Source organism: Flavobacterium sp. CSZ (assembly GCF_015350725.1).
Taxonomy (GTDB): Bacteria; Bacteroidota; Bacteroidia; order Flavobacteriales; family Flavobacteriaceae; genus Flavobacterium.
This window is the reverse complement of sequence record NZ_JADKPQ010000015.1, coordinates 133,742-152,118: the sequence shown is the minus strand read 5'-3', so window position 1 is coordinate 152,118 and position 18,377 is coordinate 133,742. Positions and strand designations below refer to the sequence as shown.

The following is an 18,377-nucleotide window of genomic DNA, read 5'->3' as shown; positions in this document are numbered from 1 at the left end:
CAACCAGTAAAATCCGTGGGCAATAAACGAACTACTTCAATCAAATAAATACCATGAACAGCGAACTATTACAATCTGATATCATTCTCGAAAACGAAAAAGTATCATTACTTCCTTTTGAAAACGAAAGAAACATCGAACTCAAAGAAATTATCTTCGACGATGAAATTTGGAAATTCATGGGAATGTATATTAGAAATGATGCTGATTTCGACAATTATATCAAAAGCACCTTAAAACAAAAAGCAGACGGAATATGTTATCCATTTTTAATTATAGACAAAGCAACCAATAAAGTTGCCGGAAGCACACGTTATGGATACCTCAATCACGCAAGCCAGAAATGCGAAATTGGCTGGACCTGGTACGGAAAAGATTTTCAGGGAACAGGTTTAAACAAAGCCTGCAAATACGAATTACTAAATTTTGGTTTCGAAAACATTCAATTTAAAAGAATACAATTCAGCGCTGATTTGGAAAACAAAAAATCTCAAAGAGCTATAGAAAAACTAGGCGCAGTAAAAGAAGGAATCTTTAGAAATAATTATGTAGACTCTGAAGGAAAGAGTAAAGATGATGTTTATTATAGTGTGATTTTGGAGGAATGGGAGAATACTAATCGAGATTATTTTTCTGAATTCAACTAGAAATTAATATTTTAGCCAAAATCGCATTAAAAATTTTAAAAGGAAATCGTTAATTATGGAAACAATAAGCTTAACTGCTTCTTTAATGGGATTTGCATTTATTTGGTATGTTACACTTATCTATCCTCCAGCACATAGGATTTTACGAGACATAAAGACTTACAGAATACTTTTCTTTTTTTCAATGTTATTACCCATTCTCGCTATAATTACCTTTAATAACCAAATGTTACATAATAGAAAAGAAACTTCTTTTTTGTCATTGTATTTGTTGATTTTTCTTTTAATATACAAATATCTAGATAATTACATTTTAAAAAGAAATGGTAGGAATTTATATTTCAAAATAAAATATAATTCTGTTTGGAACGATGAAGAATCTGACGAAGCAACTTCTATTGAAGGATGGTTTCAATTTATACTAACCATTTTTCCACTACTTTTATGTTACTTTTTAAAATATATCGTATTAGATGTGATATTAGAAAACTACTTTTAATAAAACCCAGTAAATCAATTCTCATACGTAACATAAATCACTCCACATGAACCTATATTCAGAACATTACGTAAGTCAAAAAACTGAAAGGTTCGTCAATAAAATTTGGTGTCTCGATAACAGCATCGGCGAAAGCCTGATTGAGAACAAACTTGTTTTACCCAATGGCTGTTTTAACCTTGCTATTGTAAGCGGCAACGCTATAGAAGTTCATACAAGTAAAAACAAATACACAATGAGCGAAGGTTTTTACTTTTGTTCGCAAATGACCAATAAAGTTTTGGTTAATATTCAGCCTAAAACAAAAGTTACCATCATTCAATTGCACGCCTGGACACTTTCGATGTTTCCTCATTACGATCTGAGCAATTTTACAGATGCTATTTTTACAATTGATGCTGCCGAATTACCTTTTCAAACTAAAATCAAAACAGATATAAGCAGTGATATTTCGGTATTATTAAATACAATTAATTCTTATTTTGAAGAATTAAGTGATACACATCCCAATAAAAATGCAGTCGAAAAGATCTGCGAAATCATCAAACTTCAAAATGAAGAAATTACGGTTTCGGAAATAGGAAAAAATCTAAATGCTTCGCAAAGGTCGCTTCAAATTAAATTTAAAACAGCGACCGGGCTTACCATCAAAAATTATATTCAGATTCTGAAATTCAGAAAATCGGTAGATCAAATGGTGAATTCTGATTTAGAGAAATTGAAACTGACCGATGTTGCGCTTTATAACAAGTATTTTGATCAATCACATTTTATAAAAAAGTTTAAAGACGTGACCAAAACAACTCCAAAAATGTTCAATTCTGATTCTTATTTTCTTTCAAAAAAAAGATAAGATTTCGCATTTGTACAATTTTACGAGCAATGTTTACCGTACTATTGCAAAATCATCAATCATCAAAATCAATCAAAAATGAAAATCAACAACTCATTTTTCCAGTTAAAAGCAATTTTAGTTGGGATACTACTGCTCCAATTCCATATTGGATTTTCTCAGGAAGAAAAAAACTCTGAACTCTACAAGATTATTATGTCAAGAGACAGCCTTCTTTTTAATGTTGGCTTCAATAGTTGCGATATAAAACAATTTGAAGACTTATATACTACCGATTTTGAGTTTTATCATGATAAAGACAGTGTTTCAGACAAAACCAAATTCTTATACAATCTGAAAAACGGGATCTGTTCACCAACAAGAAAATATAATTACCGCAGGGAACTAATCGAAGGAAGTACCGAAATTTATCCATTGTACAATAAAAATGGAATTTTATATGGTGCAATACAAATGTCATCCCATCGTTTTTATGAAAAATCACCCGGTAAACCAGAAGAACCAGGAAGTTTTGCTAAATTCACTCATCTCTGGTTGTTACAAAATAAAGAGTGGAAATTATCACGATCGCTTAGTTACGATCATAAAATGATTAGCACTACCGCAGATAAATCGAATCTTTTTGATAATGAAGCTGCAACCGAAAAATGGTTAAAGCAAAATAATGTTCCCACTCTTGGAATAGGCATTATCAATAACGGAAAGCTTCAACAAATAAAAGTATTTGGCGAACTTAAAAAAGGCATTACAGCTCCTTACAATACCATCTGGAATGTTGCTTCGTTGACCAAACCTGTAACAGCAGTCCTAGCTTTGAAACTGGCAAGTGCAGGAAAACTCAATTTAGACGAGCCTTTGTACAAATACTGGACGGATCCCGATATTGCAAATGAACCCAACACAAAACTATTGACGGCAAGAATTGTTCTAAGCCATCAAACGGGTTTCCCGAATTGGAGATTTATGAACGAATCCGGTAAACTTGACTTTAAATTTAAACCCGGAACAAAATATCAATATTCCGGAGAAGGATTTGAATACTTGAGAAAAGCACTTGAAAAGAAATTCAACAAAACGCTACCACAATTAGCAGATGAATTAATTTTTAAACCACTAAAAATGACTGATACTAAATTTGTCTGGAACGATATCACCGATGTTTCAAGATTTGCTATTGGTTACGACAACAAAGGAAATGCCTACGAACCTACTAAGAATAAAACGGCAAATGCCGCCGATGATTTACTAACTACAATTGAAGATTACGGAACATTTTTATGCAGCGTAATGAACAGCGATGGGTTAAGTAAAAAAGTGTTTGATGAGATGACATCGCATCAGGTTGAAACCAAGAAAAACAAATATTTTGGGCTGGGTTTCGAAATATATAATCTGGGAAATGACAATTATGCGCTATCACATGGCGGTGCAGACCAAGGCGTTCAAACCATTGTTTTATTATTACCAAAAACAAAACAAGGCTTAATTATTTTTACCAATGTAGATGACGGTTACAAAGTTTACGAAAAAATAGTGAATCATTATTTGGGCGAAAACGGAAAGAAAATAATTGAAATTGAAACGAAGTAAAATGGACACGAACAATGACACAACGATCAACCCGATGATAAATGTAATAATGCTTTTTATATTTTTTCTAAGCAGGCAAGCAGTGGCCCAAACGAATAGTGAAGTTATCAAGACGGATCTTTTAAAAAGTGAAATCATTAAGATGGACAGTTTGCTTTTTGATGTTGCCTTTAACCAATGTGATGCTGCACAATTTAAAAAAATAATAGCTGACGATGTTGAATTTTATGACGACCGTTTTGGTTTGAACGTTTCGAAAGAAAATGAAATAAAATCATTGGACGCAAAATGCAGCAGACCCGAAAAACTAACCCGAAAACTAAATTCCTGTACTATCGACAAGCTGGGCGATTTTGGCGCCGTACAAATAGGCGAACATACTTTTTATGTTGATGGCAAACCGGAAGGAACGGGAAAATTTATTCATATCTGGGAACTAAAAGATAAGGACTGGAAATTGAAAAGAATTGTTAGTTATGAGCATAGACCTGTCAAAAAGTAATTTTTGGTCTGTGCTCTGATCTTCATTATTTTGATTAAAATGAAAAAAAATGGTTTATCCTGAAACTTAATTAAAAATTAGTCGTCTAACCCAAAGACGCCATCTTAATCACTCGTGATTAAAAAGTTTCAATCATCAATCAAAATCGATCATTAAACCATAATTAACTAATCAATCATTATGAAAAAATCAATCAAACTAATTGTTCTTAGCATTTTGCTTCAATTTTTTGCCCTAAATGTTTCTTTTGCGCAAGACAAAGCAAAACAAATTGACGAACTTATTGGCAAGTACAATCAATACGGCCAGTTTAACGGTTCAGCACTTGTGGCCGAAAATGGAAAAGTAATTCTAAAAAAAGGATTTGGTTCTGCCAATATGGAATGGAATATTCCTAATGAGCCCGACACGAAGTTTAGATTAGGCTCTATCAGTAAACAATTTACAGCTTTCCTGATTGTAAAACTAGCAGAAGAAGGCAAAATAAAATTAGATGTTCCTATTACTACGTATTTACCTGATTATCCAAAAGCAACGGGTGATAAAATAACGATTCAACATTTACTTACCCATACTTCAGGTATTCCAAACTACACTTCTCTTCCTAATTTCTTTAAAGATAATAGCCGAAATCCTTATACTCCTGAAGAATTTGTAAAAACATTTTCGAATTTAGCACTTGAATTTACGCCAGGTGAGAAATTCAATTACAGTAATTCAGGCTATTTTTTATTGGGATACATTATAGAAAAAATTTCAGGAAAATCGTATGAGCAATATTTACAGGAAACCATTCTTACTCCATTAAAAATGGTAAACTCCGGTTACGATCATGCCGATGTTATTTTGAAAAACAGAGCTGCCGGTTACGAAAAAAGAGGTAAAAAAATCAGAAACGCTCCTTACCTTGACATGAGTATTCCGTATGCTGCGGGTTCATTATATTCTACTGTCGAAGATCTTTATCTTTGGGATCAGGCGCTTTATACCAATAAATTACTTTCATCAAAATCAATGGAATCTTTATTTAATTCTTATATCAAAGCCGGAAAAGGATCTTACGGTTACGGATGGTTTATCGAAGAAGCTGACGGAGCATCGGGCAAAGTAAAAGTTATAGAGCACGGTGGCGGAATTAACGGATTTAATACTATCATTTACCGAATTCCAGGAGATAAAAATCTAATCGTTTTATTAAACAATACAGGCGGAACGGTTTTAAATGAAATCAGCCAGTCTATTCGTGCTATTTTATACAATCAGTCGTTTAAAGCACCTAAAATGTCTTTAGCATTTGAATTACTGGATAGCTTCTCAGAACAAGGAGTTGCAAGTGGTTTAAATACGTATAACAAACTTAAAAATGATCCTCTTTACGCCATTTCTGAAGGAGAAATGAATAGAGTGGGATACGAATTGCTTCAAAACGGAAAAATTAAAGAAGCCATAGAGGTTTTCAGGATAAATGCCGAAACGTATCCAAAATCAGGAAATGTTTATGATAGTTTGGGCGAAGCTTATCTAAAAGACGGCAACAAAAAATTAGCCATTACAAACTATAAAAAATCTTTAGAACTTGATCCTACCAATGACGCCGGTAAAAAAGCATTAGAAGAACTTTTGAAAAAATAATACCCAAAAAGAGCCAACGCTCAATAGCGGTAATCTTTATCTTACCAACTCCGATAATTCTGGTTTTAAGCCAAAATTATTGGAGTTTTTTTATTTTAAAAGTGTTTTTCCAATTCGGTATTTAGTATAAAAAAACTATTTTAGCGCTGCCCAAAAAAAACAATTTTAAAAACCCAAATCAAACTGATTTACAACTTTTAAAGCTGTAAATACTATTTATTTAACCTATGAAAAAATTAAAGATGCAACTTTTAGTATCATTACTATGCCTGTTTATTCCAATCATTGGTAATTCTCAAACAGCTGCCAAAACAGTTCCAATGCCAACTCAGCAAAACAAAATTATCATTGACAAAATTGTTGAAGCCGCACATTACAAAAACTATGTTGTTGATTTTTGCCTGGAAACCATAAACGAAGCGGCCCTTAAAGAAAAATGGAACGATCAGAAAACAGTCGAAATAACCGAAACCATCAATTATAAAAATTTCAGGGATGCCGTCTATAATATGTTCGCGTTTTACAACGAAATAGAATTAGAAACACTCTTAAAAACATACAAACAAGATACGGCTTACCAAACCTCAAACGTTATGATTTCTAATGATGCTCTGGGGTATAATCTGGAGATATTTGCGAATGATATTGTTCGGGGAAAGTATAAATAAAGGCTCAAAGATTTTTTCTTAGATTCTGAGATGCTAAGTTGCTAAGGTTCTAAGTTTTTTTTAAAGAAGGTTCAAAGTTGCAAAGGCTCAAAGAGACAAAGGTTTCTTAGATGTCGAAATCTTTGTCAAAGTTTAAAACTTTGACAAAGATCCTTACAGTCAAACCATTTACATAAAGCTTTGTGTTCTTTATGACAAAGTCACAAAAGGTTAAAAACCTTTGCGAATCTTTGCGTAAAAAAACTTTGCGCACTTTGCGGTAAAACCACACAAGCCAAAACACACAAGCCGAGAACCTGAAACTTGAAACCTGAAACAAAAAGCTTATTCCTTCGCTGGTTTAAAAACCAGTTTAGTCGACGTTTTTATAATCTCCTCTTTATTTAATTTCATTTTTCTGAATTTCCCTGCATTGTACATTTCAGCCTGATCGCCGTAATGTTTGCTGAACGGATTTCCGGATTGTCCGGTTGGCAAGATACTCCAGCTATTATCTATATCTGAGAAATCAACGACTCTTCGGGTTGATGGCCCGCCTTTTACATAATATTTTCCTTCTTTGTTAAATCCGAAGAATTGATTGTTTATGACTTCATTTGATCCCGGAGCTGCAAAAGGTCCCACATCAAAAAGTTTACGCAAAGCAGCTATTTTTCCTAACGGATGTTCGTGTTCTACCGTATGTACTTTTCCCCAATTCCAGTCGGCAACCTGATCGCCTAATTGTTCCTGAAGTTCTTTTACAGATTGATGAAACGCTTTTGAAACAATTTCGGCTCTGGTTTCTTTTACATTTTTGGTTTTAATATCATCCCACCAAACCGAATTTTCATTCTCAATTTGTCTGGCAATAATTTGTTTCCCTAAACTGGTTCCTAAAAACAGATTAAAATTATCTTCTCCCATTTCATCTTCAAAAGTATTTTTTAGATATAAATAAATCCATTTATTGTAAATCGTCGATCCAACATCTTCGAGATTATTCGTTCCTTTCCATGATTTCAAAGCCGTAATTACTTCTTTTTCTTTTGGCGAAAGCGAAGCAATATTTACATTCGAAATTAAACTCTGAACTACTCCCGGAGCGATTGGAGAAGTATTGTCAAAAATCATTTTACTGATTGCTTCTTTATCCCAATCTGATTTTGCATCCATTAAAGCGGAGATTCTTTTAGCGCGATCTTCCGGCAAATAATATCCGGGATACAAATAACCATCGATAGCTTCCGGCTGATTATTGGCTGAATAAACATAACCCCATTTTGGATTTTCGGCCGATGGATTTTTAGAAAAATCAAGATATTCTTTGATATCGTCTTTCCCACTTGCTCCATCCAAAATAAGAAACGAATTCACGCCTTTATCATGTTTATAAAGTGTTCCTGTTGCCCACCAGGCCACATTTCCTTTGGCATCACCATACATTACATTCAGTCCCGGCGCTGCAACCAATTGAACTGCTTTCCTGAAATCTTCTTTGCTTTTAGCATGAGAAAGTCCATAAACCGCATCCAGAATCTGAATAGGCTGTTGGGTATAAATCCAGGACATGGCAATAGGATTTTTTCGGTCTAAACGTTCCAATAAATCATTCATAATGGGTCCGTGTCGGCTTGATTTTAACGTAAGCACCACATCCGATGTATCTTTTACTTTAATTGTTTTTTTTCTGGTTTCATACGCTGCAAAGCCTGTTGGAGTCTGATATTGGTTTGCATCTCCCGCTTTATTTTTTTCCTGATAAAAATCGATATCATCATTTTCGAACATGGTTAATCCGTAGGCGTAATCACGATTGTGTGCCAATAATGGGTACGGAGTTCCGGCGAGATAGCAACCGTATAATTCAAATTCCGGAGTAATTAAATGCGCTTCGTACCAGGTTGCCGGCTGCGAAAAACCAATATGTGGGTCATTGGCAAAAATCACCTTTCCGCTTTTGGTTTTATTTGGCCCAGCCACCCAACTGTTACTTCCCACAAAAGGCGGAATTGGAGAGTTATCCAACAATGTCGCTACCGATTTTGCAATTGTCGTATATTCTTCAATATCTTCTTTAGAACTCTTAATTTGTGTGGTATTAAACTCTCCTTCAATTCCCAGATCTTTCAAATATTCTGCTCCATATTTATTTCGAATATCTGTTAACAAAGGATCTGTTTTTTGCGCCATCGCAAAACTAAAAGACATATATCCAAAAATATTATAAACATCTTTTATCGTAAATTTTTCTTTTTTAACGCCTACCAAAGTAAACTCAATTGGCGTTGTGCCTTCTTCCAGATATTGATTGATTCCATCTAAATAAGCCAATGTCATTTTATAACTCTGACTGTTTTTATCTAATTTGGCAATGGCTTTCGCCGAAGCTTCTTCAATACCAATTCCGGAGAAAAATTTATCATTTTTAAGCGCCACAGATCCAAAGATTTCTGATAATCTTCCGGGAGCAATACGGCGAAGTAATTCCATTTGCCATAATCGTTCCTGCGCATGAACGTATCCTAAAGCCGTCATGGCATCTTTTTCAGAATTGGCATAAATATGAGGCACTCCAAAATCATCAAAATAAACCGTGGTTTCTTTCTGGAGGTTTTTCAATTGTACTTCACCTTCATATTTGGGTTTCAGATGAAAAATATAAGCACATAAACCAATTCCAAGAACAACAATCAATACGAATAAAACCAGTAGAATTTTTTTAATTTTTCTCATATTCAAAAAAAGTATTAGGATAAATGATTGGGTAATGATGTAACTTTAAGACAGAATCCTGTAAAAAACATCGCTTTTAAAACTCTAAATTTATGTATTTAAAATCAATACTATAAATGTCAATCTATAAAAAAATAGCGATCGGAGTAATTTCTTTGTTTCTTTTTGTGATTTTAGCCAATATTGGTCTTAACTATTGGATAAAAAAACAATTACCCATAATTGTAAACGAGAAAAACAAAACCGCATACAACATTCATTATGAAAAAATTGAAGTTTCGCTAATTTCACGAAATATTCATGCCACGACATTATTAGTAAGCCCTAAAAATCAACCAAAAGATAGCAAAAACGGGATTTTCTCTAAAATAGAATCCATAACGATCCAGCATTTTAATATTTGGGATCTGGCTTTTAATGATATTATTCAGGCCGAAAGTATTATCATCAATAAACCTCGTGTAATTTTATACAAAAAAGGAGAAAAACTTATAAACGACAGCAAAAGCATAAATAATGAAATCGTTGAACCTTTTAGAAAAATAATTTCGGTTTCGAATATCTATTTAAACAACGGAACTGTAGATGTCGTTTCTCTGGATAGTGAAAAACCAATTTTAAGCATTAAAAAAATAATACTGAAACTTGAAGGTATATTATTAACTGACGTGACATTAAAAGAAAAAATTCCCCTTCGTTATAAAAGCTACGCGTTAGTAATCGACAGCTTGTTTTATCGTGAGAGCGCTTTTTACCATATGAATATTGGAAAAATAAGTACTGAAAAAAGCTTTCTAAAAATTAATAATTTCTCCTACATTCCGCAACTTAGCCGCAAAGAATTTGTAAAACATCTGGAGAAAGAAAAAGACATTAACACTCTAAAATTTGATTCGGCTCACGTCGAAAAAATGGATTGGGGCTTCAAAAACGACCGCTTTTACTTCAAAGCAAATTCTTTGATAGTAAATCATTTTGATGCGAATATTTATCGCGGCAAAATGCCTAAAGATGATTTGAGCAAAAAATACCTTTACAATCATTTACTACGCAACATTAAATTTCCGCTACAAATTGATACTATACAAATTTTAAAATCGAAATTAGTTTACGAAGAGGAAAAAGAATTTGAGAAAGGCCCGGGTATTCTAAACTTTGATCGTTTTAATATGCAGGTGACTAACGTAAAAAGTGGTTTTGGATTAAAAAAAACTGCCGATGTTAAGATTAAAGTAAATTGTATTTTCATGAAAAATTCTCCTCTGGATGTAGTTTGGAGTTTTAATGTGTTAGATAAAAAAGACAGTTTTCATATTCAGGGAACAATATCCAACTTTGATGTTACCGCTATGGGAAGATTTAGCAAACCTTACATGAATGCTTCATTTACAGGAGTATTTAACAAGTATCGTTTTAATTTTTATGGAAATGACAATATAGCTAAAGGAAATGCCTCATTGGATTATGACGATCTAAAAGTAAAATTATACAAAAAGAAAAATCCTGAAAAAGAAGCCAAATTAAAATCAGCAATTGTTAATTTATTGGTTAAAGATGACTCAGAAGAAAAACCAAAAACCGCCGATGTTGAGCTAGAAAGAATTCAGGAAAAGTCATTTTATAATTTTCTCTGGAGAAGTATAGCGGAATCTTTGAAGAAGATTTTGATTTGATATTTTTATATTACGATTTTTTTTAGCCACGAATTTCACGAATTAGCACGAATTAATATATACATAATTCCTCGTAATATTGAAGTCTATAGGATTGTGCAAAACTTTGACAAAGCTAGCTAAGCAGTATGTATTCCCGGAATAAAAAAAATGTTAAGTAACGTAATTAATTGCTTAATAATAATTAGTGGAAATTCGTGAAATTCGTGGCAAACTTTTTAGTCATCATATAATTTTCAACCATTTTAAAACCTGACAATTATCAGTTTTTTTAAGGATAAATTTTCCAACATTTGCTTTTATTTTTAATTTAAAAACAAATGACAAAGCCACCTTTACACACTTTTCATATTCCTGTAATGGGACTCGCCTATACAATCGACAGCCCAATTCGAGTAGCGCAATATGGAATTTCATCTGTAGTTTCTATAGCCGATGATGATTTAATTGAAAAGATGCGTAATTTTTATAGCACAAAATTCAATTTTCCTTATGAGGAAATAAGTCAGAAGTTTCACGACTACAGAGCCGAAAGAATTACGTCATACCTTAATTTAGTTGACAAAATTGTAAAAGAAAAATTCGACAATTTTAAAACTGAATTAATCGAAAGCAAAACTGCTTTAGAAAATTATATGGCGATGTTACCCAATACATCAGACATAAAAAAGGGATTTCAGAATTTATTAGATGATGGAATTTCTTTTAAAGAAAACATTCAGAATTATATCGAATCGCATCTTTATCCCGGAGAAATCGATGTGAATATCATGACCAAACTGGATAAGGATAATTTTGATAAAAACGAACAGCTTCCTATTGAATTTAATGATGCTCACGCAGCTTTAAGAGGCTTTGCTAGAAGTAATCTTGAATCTTCTGTAGTACTTTCTGCCGGAATGAATCCAAGATTATTCAGCTATTTTGAGAATTTTTCAGATTTTTTGCCGAATCTAAATAATGAGCTAAAAAAGAAAATCACCTTAAAAGTAAGCGACTTTAGATCAGCGATGATTCAGGGCAACTTTCTAGCCAAAAAAGGACTGTGGGTTTCTGAGTACAGAATCGAATCCGGATTGAATTGCGGTGGACACGCTTTTGCTACAGACGGTCTTTTATTAGGGCCAATATTAGAAGAATTTAAACAAAAAAAGGATCAGCTTGTTCAATCTGCACATGAGTTGATGACAAAAGTATTACAGCAAAAACAAATTTACGCTCCTGAACATCCTTTACCGCTTAAAATTACAGTTCAGGGCGGCGTAGGAACTGCTGAAGAACATGAATTTTTATTAGATAATTACAAAGTAGATTCTGTAGGCTGGGGATCTCCATTTTTATTGGTTCCGGAAGCTACTTCTGTAGATAAAGCTACTCGTGAGTTATTGATGGATGCAAAAGAAGAAGATTTATATCTAAGCCACATTTCGCCTTTGGGAGTTCCGTTTAATACTTTAAGAGGAACTACCAACGAGATTTTAAAACAAAAAAGAATCGACCAGAATAAAGCCGGAAGTTCCTGCCCGAAAAAATTCCTGGCTTTAAGTAAAGAATATGATCCGCACGGAATTTGTACTGCTTCGAAAAAATTTCAGGACCATAAGCTTGAAGAATTAGAAAACGTAAAAGACACCATGTCATCTAAAGCTTTTGAAAAAGCAAAATTTGCGATTACCGAAAAATCATGTTTATGTGTTGGTTTGGCAAATGCGTCGTATTTAGAAAATGACATTAAAATAAAAGGGCAAGCGCAGGGAGTTGTAATCTGTCCTGGGCCAAATATGGCCTATTTTGACCAAGAAGTTTCCTTGTCTGATATGTTGGGCCATATTTATGGAAATAAATCGATTCTAAGAAACGACAACAGGCCGAATTTATTTGTGAAGGAATTAAAAATGTATGTGGATTATTTTAGAAATGAAATAGACAATATTTCCGGAGATATTACCAATGCACAGCTAAAAAAGTTGAATACGTTTAAAACCAACATTCTTGAAGGAATAGAATATTATAATACATTACTTTCTCCTGCTTTATATTTCAAACAGGATTTAAGTAAAATTAAAAAAGATTTTGATTTTTATAAATCCGAATTATCTAACATAAAAATACCGACCTTAGAATTAGCTTAAACTCAAAAACCCCGATTTAGAATTAAATCGGGGTTTTTATTTATATAGAAATTGTTCTACTCTTTTTTATTTTTGCTATCGATAACAGCACCAGTTCCGGTTCCTAAAGCAGCACCGGCCAGACCACCAATAATGGCTCCTTCGCCTTTTTTCTTACTCACAATTGCTCCGGTTGCAGCACCAACTCCGGCACCAATTACGGCACCTTTAGCAGTAGCACTCCATCCTTTTTTCTTTTTGGTAGTTGTGGTAGTGGCAGTTCCGTCTGCTTGTTGTTGATGTACTACTACAACTTTTTGAGTTTCTACTTTTTGTTGCTCTACCTTTTGCTGTTCTTTAAGGTCTGCCATTTCAGTTTTCATTGAATCAATAACTCTTTGTTTATCAATTTCAACTTTCATCGAATCAATGCTAGCTTGTTTAGCTTTATTAATGTCTTCTTTTCCTTGGTTCTGACAAGAAACAATTGATAAAGCGGCGAATAAAATATATAAGGCTTTCATGATTTTGTTTTTTAAAATTATTACACTACAAATTAAAGAACATTCGTTTTGTTGAAGTTACATAATTTAGGCTAATGGTTACAGAATTTAAAGATTGTCTCATAAGTGAGACGCAGATGAAACGGATTGCTACAGCAAGTCGTGGATTTAGAACGGATTTCTTTTTAAGTATTGTATATAAAAAAATTTCGCAAAGTCGCAGTCGCAAAGTTTTTCTCATTTTATGTCATTTCGACGAAAGGAGAAATCTTCACGAGAAGCTCGACAAAGATTTGATTCTCGTTGCGGAGTTACTTGCGAAGATTTCTCCTTTCGTCGAAATGACAAACAGTACGATAATTTCTATTTTTATTAAAAACTTGTCGACTTTGCGAGATTAATTCACTTTTACTTTCCTAAAATTCCTTTTTTAAGGATTTGTCCAAAGTCGTACATATCTTCGTAAGAGCAATACAGAGGAACTGGCGCCAGACGAATTACATTAGGTTCACGCCAATCTGTAATGACTCCGTTTTTCATTAAATAATCGAATAGACTTCTTCCTTCTCCGTGTAAAAAGACAGACAATTGCGATGCTCTTTCTTCAGGATTAGAAGGCGTAATGATTTCGAAATTACCTTTTACCTCTTTATCTATTTCATGCAAGATAAATTCTAAGTATGAGGTAATATGATCTCTTTTTTTAATTAAGGCATCCATTCCAACCTCAGCAAACATTTCTACAGATGCTAAATAAGGCGCTAAAGAAAGTACCGGTAGATTACTAATCTGCCAACCATCGGCTCCATGAACCGGATCGAAAGTGGGTTCCATTTTAAAACGACGTTCTTTATTGTGTCCCCACCAACCTGCAAATCTAGGCAAGTCGGGGTTGTTATGATGTTTTTCGTGTACAAAACAGCCAGATGCATTTCCTGGTCCTGAGTTCATATATTTATAACTGCACCAGGCAGCAAAATCTACATTCCAGTCATGAAGCTCCAGTTTGATGTTTCCGGCAGCGTGTGCCAAATCCCAACCTACCTTTGCCCCTGCTTTTTGTCCGGCTTCGGTAATTGTTTTAATATCGAAAACCTGTCCGGTATAATAATTAACACCACCAATTAAAACTAAAGCCAACTCATCTCCAACTTCTTGAATTTTAGCGAGAACATCTTCCAGACGAATATTGTGTTCTCCCTCGCGACGTTTTATTTCTACAATAGCATCTTCTGTTTTGTATCCATGAAAATGCACCTGGCTCTGAAACATATACTGATCTGATGGAAATGCTTTTTCTTCGCAGATAATTTTATAACGTTTGCCTTTTGGCTGATAGAAAGAAACCATCAATAAATGAAGATTCACTGTCAGAGTATTCATTACCGTAACTTCTGATGGTAAGGCGCCGACAATTTTACTTAATGGCTCTGCGAATCTTTCCTGATAATCCCACCACGGTTTCTCAGCATAAAAATGACCTTCGACAGCAAGATCTGCCCAGTCATTCATTACTTCATCTATATATGCTTTGGTACGTTTTGGCTGTAAGCCCAGGGAGTTTCCTGTAAAATAAATTACTCTTTTATCATTTACCTTAGGAAAAATAAATTGATCCTGATACTGATTTAATGTGTCTTGCGAATCAAACTCTCGTGCGAATTCGCGTGTATTTTGAAAAGTCATTGTGTTTTGTTTTGTCTGCTAAAATAACAAATTTTGTTTGCTTTGTTTCATGTTTCAAGTTTTGTGTTGACATAAATTGGAGATTTAACCGCAAAGGCCGCAACTAATATCAAACCTGAAACTTGAAACCAATTGTAAATAAAAAAACCCATCATTTCTGATAGGTTTTATATTTTATTTCTATATCTGAAAAATTAGATAATCAACATTGCATCTCCGTAAGAATAGAATTTGTATTCTTCTTTGATTGCTTCATCGTATGCACGTTTCATTAAATCATGTCCACAGAAAGCAGAAATCATCATTAATAATGTTGATTTTGGTGTGTGGAAATTGGTGATCATACAGTTTGCAATACTAAAATCGTGAGGAGGGAAAATAAATTTATTTGTCCATCCTTCGTAAGGATTCAAAGTATTTTGAGATGAAACTGAACTTTCGATAGCACGCATCGAAGTTGTTCCAACAGCACAAATGCGTTTTTTCTTTGCTTTTGCCTCGTTTACAATATCACAAGCCTCTTGTTTGATGATCAATTCTTCAGAATCCATTTTGTGTTTAGACAAATCTTCCACCTCAACCGGGTTAAAAGTTCCTAAACCAACGTGAAGTGTAACTTCAGCAAAATTGATTCCTTTGATTTCTAATTTTTTCAAAAGGTGTTTTGAGAAGTGTAAACCAGCAGTTGGTGCAGCTACAGCTCCTTCTTCTTTTGCATAAATAGTTTGGTATCTTTCAGCATCTTCAGCTGTTACTTCTCTACTGATGTATTTAGGAATTGGAGTTTCTCCAAGTTCTGTCAATTTATTTCTGAATTCTTCGTAAGAACCGTCATATAAAAAACGTAAAGTTCTACCACGAGAAGTTGTATTGTCGATTACCTCAGCAACTAACGAATCGTCATCACCAAAATAAAGTTTGTTTCCGATACGGATTTTTCTAGCCGGATCAACTAAAACATCCCAAAGACGTTGCTCAGAATTTAATTCTCTTAATAAGAAAACTTCAATTCTTGCTCCTGTTTTTTCTTTGTTTCCATACAAACGTGCAGGGAAAACTTTTGTATTGTTAAGAATCAAAACGTCTCCGTCATCAAAATAATTGATAACATCTTTAAACATTTTGTGCTCTATAGTTTGTTTTTGACGATCGATTACCATTAAACGAGATTCGTCTCTGTTTTCTGCCGGGAATTCTGCTAAAAGTTCTTTCGGTAAATTAAATTGAAAATGTGATAATTTCATTTGAGAAAGTTATGAGTTATAGATTTCGATCAGGATTATTTGAATACCTGATTTTTAATCGTGTGCAAATATACGATTGTGAGATAGGCGTTGTCAAGTGTTTTGATGTTTATTTTCAAAAGTCGCTGATTTAGTGGTGTTTTGGTGACATAAAAAAATGAGATTTCACCATATAAGTGATATAAGTTCATTTAAATCAGGAATCTTTAAAAATTGCTGGTGTTTTTATTTGGCTAAAGCCAAGAAGTTTGCGCATAAAAAAACCTCCGGTTAAAACTGGAGGCTATGTATTTTTTTCGCCACGAATTCACGAATTAATTTGAAAATGAAACTTAAAAATAATTCGTGAATTTGTGGCTATCTTTTTCTATTACAATTCTGAAATTTCGAAGTTTAATTCTTTCAGGTCATTCCAGAAATCAGGATACGATTTAGAAACGACTTCAGCATCTTCAATAATAATCGGCACTTTTAAGGCTAAAGGTGCAAATGCCATTGCCATACGGTGATCATTGTAAGTTCCTATTTTTATATTATGATTGATATTTTCTGAAGCTACCAAAGTCAGACTATCGTTCGTTACCGAGATATTGGCACCTAATTTTGTCAATTCAATTCTAAGTGCTTCAAGTCTGTCTGTTTCTTTAATTTTCAACGTATGAAGACCAGTCAAATGGCAACCAATTCCCAGACCTAAACAGGTTACAACAATGGTTTGTGCAATGTCTGGCGTATTGTTTAACTCGAAGTTTACGGTTTCGTATTTAAAATTCTCTTGTTTTACCAACGTCATTTTATTGTCCTGAAACGTAGTCTGAACTCCTAACTTTTCATAAAGCGAAACCAATTCAGAATCTCCTTGTAAACTATTTTCTTTATAACTACTCAATGTGATGGAAGCTGTATCGGCCAAAGCCACTAAACTAAAAAAGTACGATGCTGAACTCCAATCTGATTCTACAACCATTTCTTTCGAAGCTACTTCAGCATTTGGATAAACCTTAATCACATTTCTTTCAAAACTAGTCTGAATATCTAAATCGTTTAGCAAAGCCAAAGTCATTTTGATATATGGAATCGAAGTAATCTCTCCTTCTAAAGTCAACTCTAAACCATTTTCTAATTTTGAAGCTATAAGTAAAAGTGCCGAAATATACTGGCTGCTTACATTTGCTGCCAAAGTAACTTTTGAAGCAGTTACTTTTTTTCCTTTGATTCTGATTGGTGGATAACCTTCTTCTTTTTCATAAGAGATTTCCACTCCCAATTGTCCCAAAGCTTCAACTAAAATTTTAATCGGACGTTCCTGCATTCTGCTTGAACCAGTCATTACCACTTCACGGCCTTCGTTTACCGCAAAATACGCAGTTAAAAAACGCATTGCTGTTCCTGCATGATGAATGTCTACAATTTCGTCATTACCAATCAGGGCTTTTTGCATTACCTCGCTATCATCGGAGTTTGATGTATTCGCCAGTGTAACATTTGGGAACAATGCTTTTAACAACAATAAGCGATTGGTTTCGCTTTTTGATCCTGTTACTGCAATTTGTCCTTGTAAATTATGTTGAGTTGTTTGAAGTAGTAAATTCATTTTTTTAATGGTAAATTGAAATTATGAATTATGAATGGTTAGAAACGTAATTCGCCACGCAATTTACCACTCCCCACTCATAATTCAAAATTCAAAACTCATAATTCAAAACTTATGAGTGATATTTCACAATTATTTCAATTTATCGTTGTTTTTGTGACGATCTTTATCTCTAACCGATTTTAAGTCCATTTTTTTATCAAAAGCGGCTTGCAAATCTATTCCGGTTTGGTTGGCAAGGCATAAAACTACAAAAACAACATCTGCCAATTCTTCGCCAAGATCTTTGTTTTTATCACTTTCTTTTTCTGATTGTTCCCCGTAACGACGGGCAATAATTCTGGCTACTTCCCCTACTTCTTCCGTAAGTTGCGCCATATTTGTCAGTTCATTAAAGTAGCGAACACCGTGTTCTTTAATCCAGGTATCTACATCAAGTTGTGCATTTTTCAAGTCCATA

At 33.7% G+C, this 18,377-nt stretch carries 15 protein-coding genes; 9 read left to right on the top strand and 6 right to left on the bottom strand.

Translation table 11 applies throughout. The features are described 5' to 3' along the window. The first annotated feature begins 53 nt into the window (after window positions 1–53). The 7 genes from IRZ78_RS17680 to IRZ78_RS17650 all read left to right on the top strand — a co-directional run bounded on the left by IRZ78_RS17680 (window position 54) and on the right by IRZ78_RS17650 (window position 6,391). A complete protein-coding gene (locus tag IRZ78_RS17680) occupies window positions 54–647 on the top strand; it encodes a GNAT family protein (RefSeq protein WP_194617796.1) in 594 nt (197 codons plus the stop codon). A gap of 55 nt (window positions 648–702) precedes the next feature. Then, the gene (locus IRZ78_RS17675; protein ID WP_194617795.1) at window positions 703–1,146 is read left to right on the top strand and encodes a hypothetical protein; all 444 of its coding nucleotides are present in this window, start codon (window positions 703–705) and stop codon (window positions 1,144–1,146) included. Window positions 1,147–1,192: 46 nt separating this feature from the next. After that, window positions 1,193–1,999 (top strand): helix-turn-helix transcriptional regulator, encoded by an 807-nt coding sequence (locus IRZ78_RS17670; RefSeq protein WP_194617794.1) that lies wholly within the window; start codon window positions 1,193–1,195, stop codon window positions 1,997–1,999. Between the two features lie 78 nt (window positions 2,000–2,077). Further along, window positions 2,078–3,589: a serine hydrolase gene (locus tag IRZ78_RS17665; protein ID WP_194617793.1), complete on the top strand. Its 1,512-nt coding sequence runs from the start codon at window positions 2,078–2,080 to the stop codon at window positions 3,587–3,589. 1 nt (window position 3,590) lies between these two features. Then, on the top strand, window positions 3,591–4,091 hold the full coding sequence (locus IRZ78_RS17660) for a nuclear transport factor 2 family protein (RefSeq protein ID WP_194617792.1): 501 nt from the start codon (window positions 3,591–3,593) through the stop codon (window positions 4,089–4,091). A 180-nt stretch (window positions 4,092–4,271) separates the two neighbouring features. After that, complete coding sequence (locus IRZ78_RS17655) at window positions 4,272–5,723, top strand: serine hydrolase (protein ID WP_194617791.1); 1,452 nt, start codon at window positions 4,272–4,274, stop codon at window positions 5,721–5,723. Window positions 5,724–5,950: 227 nt separating this feature from the next. Beyond that, the gene (locus IRZ78_RS17650; protein WP_194617790.1) at window positions 5,951–6,391 is read left to right on the top strand and encodes a hypothetical protein; all 441 of its coding nucleotides are present in this window, start codon (window positions 5,951–5,953) and stop codon (window positions 6,389–6,391) included. A 324-nt stretch (window positions 6,392–6,715) separates the two neighbouring features. Here the strand turns inward: IRZ78_RS17650 and IRZ78_RS17645 are convergent, their stop codons facing one another. Then, window positions 6,716–9,106 carry a penicillin acylase family protein gene (locus tag IRZ78_RS17645; RefSeq protein ID WP_194617789.1) on the bottom strand — a complete coding sequence of 797 codons (2,391 nt, stop codon included), beginning with the start codon at window positions 9,104–9,106 and terminating at the stop codon, window positions 6,716–6,718. A 116-nt stretch (window positions 9,107–9,222) separates the two neighbouring features. Between IRZ78_RS17645 and IRZ78_RS17640 the strand changes: the two genes are divergently transcribed. Continuing rightward, window positions 9,223–10,779 (top strand): hypothetical protein, encoded by a 1,557-nt coding sequence (locus IRZ78_RS17640; protein WP_194617788.1) that lies wholly within the window; start codon window positions 9,223–9,225, stop codon window positions 10,777–10,779. A 320-nt stretch (window positions 10,780–11,099) separates the two neighbouring features. After that, the gene (locus tag IRZ78_RS17635; RefSeq protein WP_194617787.1) at window positions 11,100–12,911 is read left to right on the top strand and encodes a hypothetical protein; all 1,812 of its coding nucleotides are present in this window, start codon (window positions 11,100–11,102) and stop codon (window positions 12,909–12,911) included. Between the two features lie 56 nt (window positions 12,912–12,967). Here IRZ78_RS17635 and IRZ78_RS17630 read toward each other — a convergent pair whose 3' ends face one another. From IRZ78_RS17630 to IRZ78_RS17610, 5 genes are all read right to left on the bottom strand, one after another. Further along, window positions 12,968–13,414, bottom strand: a complete 447-nt coding sequence (locus IRZ78_RS17630) for a YMGG-like glycine zipper-containing protein (protein WP_194617786.1) — start codon at window positions 13,412–13,414, stop codon at window positions 12,968–12,970. Window positions 13,415–13,801: 387 nt separating this feature from the next. Beyond that, window positions 13,802–15,079, bottom strand: coding sequence for a kynureninase (gene kynU, locus IRZ78_RS17625; protein ID WP_194617785.1), 1,278 nt, complete (start codon window positions 15,077–15,079; stop codon window positions 13,802–13,804). Window positions 15,080–15,273: 194 nt separating this feature from the next. Further along, window positions 15,274–16,323, bottom strand: coding sequence for a tRNA preQ1(34) S-adenosylmethionine ribosyltransferase-isomerase QueA (gene queA, locus IRZ78_RS17620; RefSeq protein WP_065448560.1), 1,050 nt, complete (start codon window positions 16,321–16,323; stop codon window positions 15,274–15,276). Between the two features lie 370 nt (window positions 16,324–16,693). Further along, window positions 16,694–17,917, bottom strand: a complete 1,224-nt coding sequence (gene aroA, locus IRZ78_RS17615) for a 3-phosphoshikimate 1-carboxyvinyltransferase (RefSeq protein ID WP_194617784.1) — start codon at window positions 17,915–17,917, stop codon at window positions 16,694–16,696. Between the two features lie 132 nt (window positions 17,918–18,049). Further along, window positions 18,050–18,376, bottom strand: a complete 327-nt coding sequence (locus IRZ78_RS17610) for a nucleotide pyrophosphohydrolase (RefSeq protein ID WP_012022600.1) — start codon at window positions 18,374–18,376, stop codon at window positions 18,050–18,052. Window position 18,377: the final 1 nt, after the last annotated feature.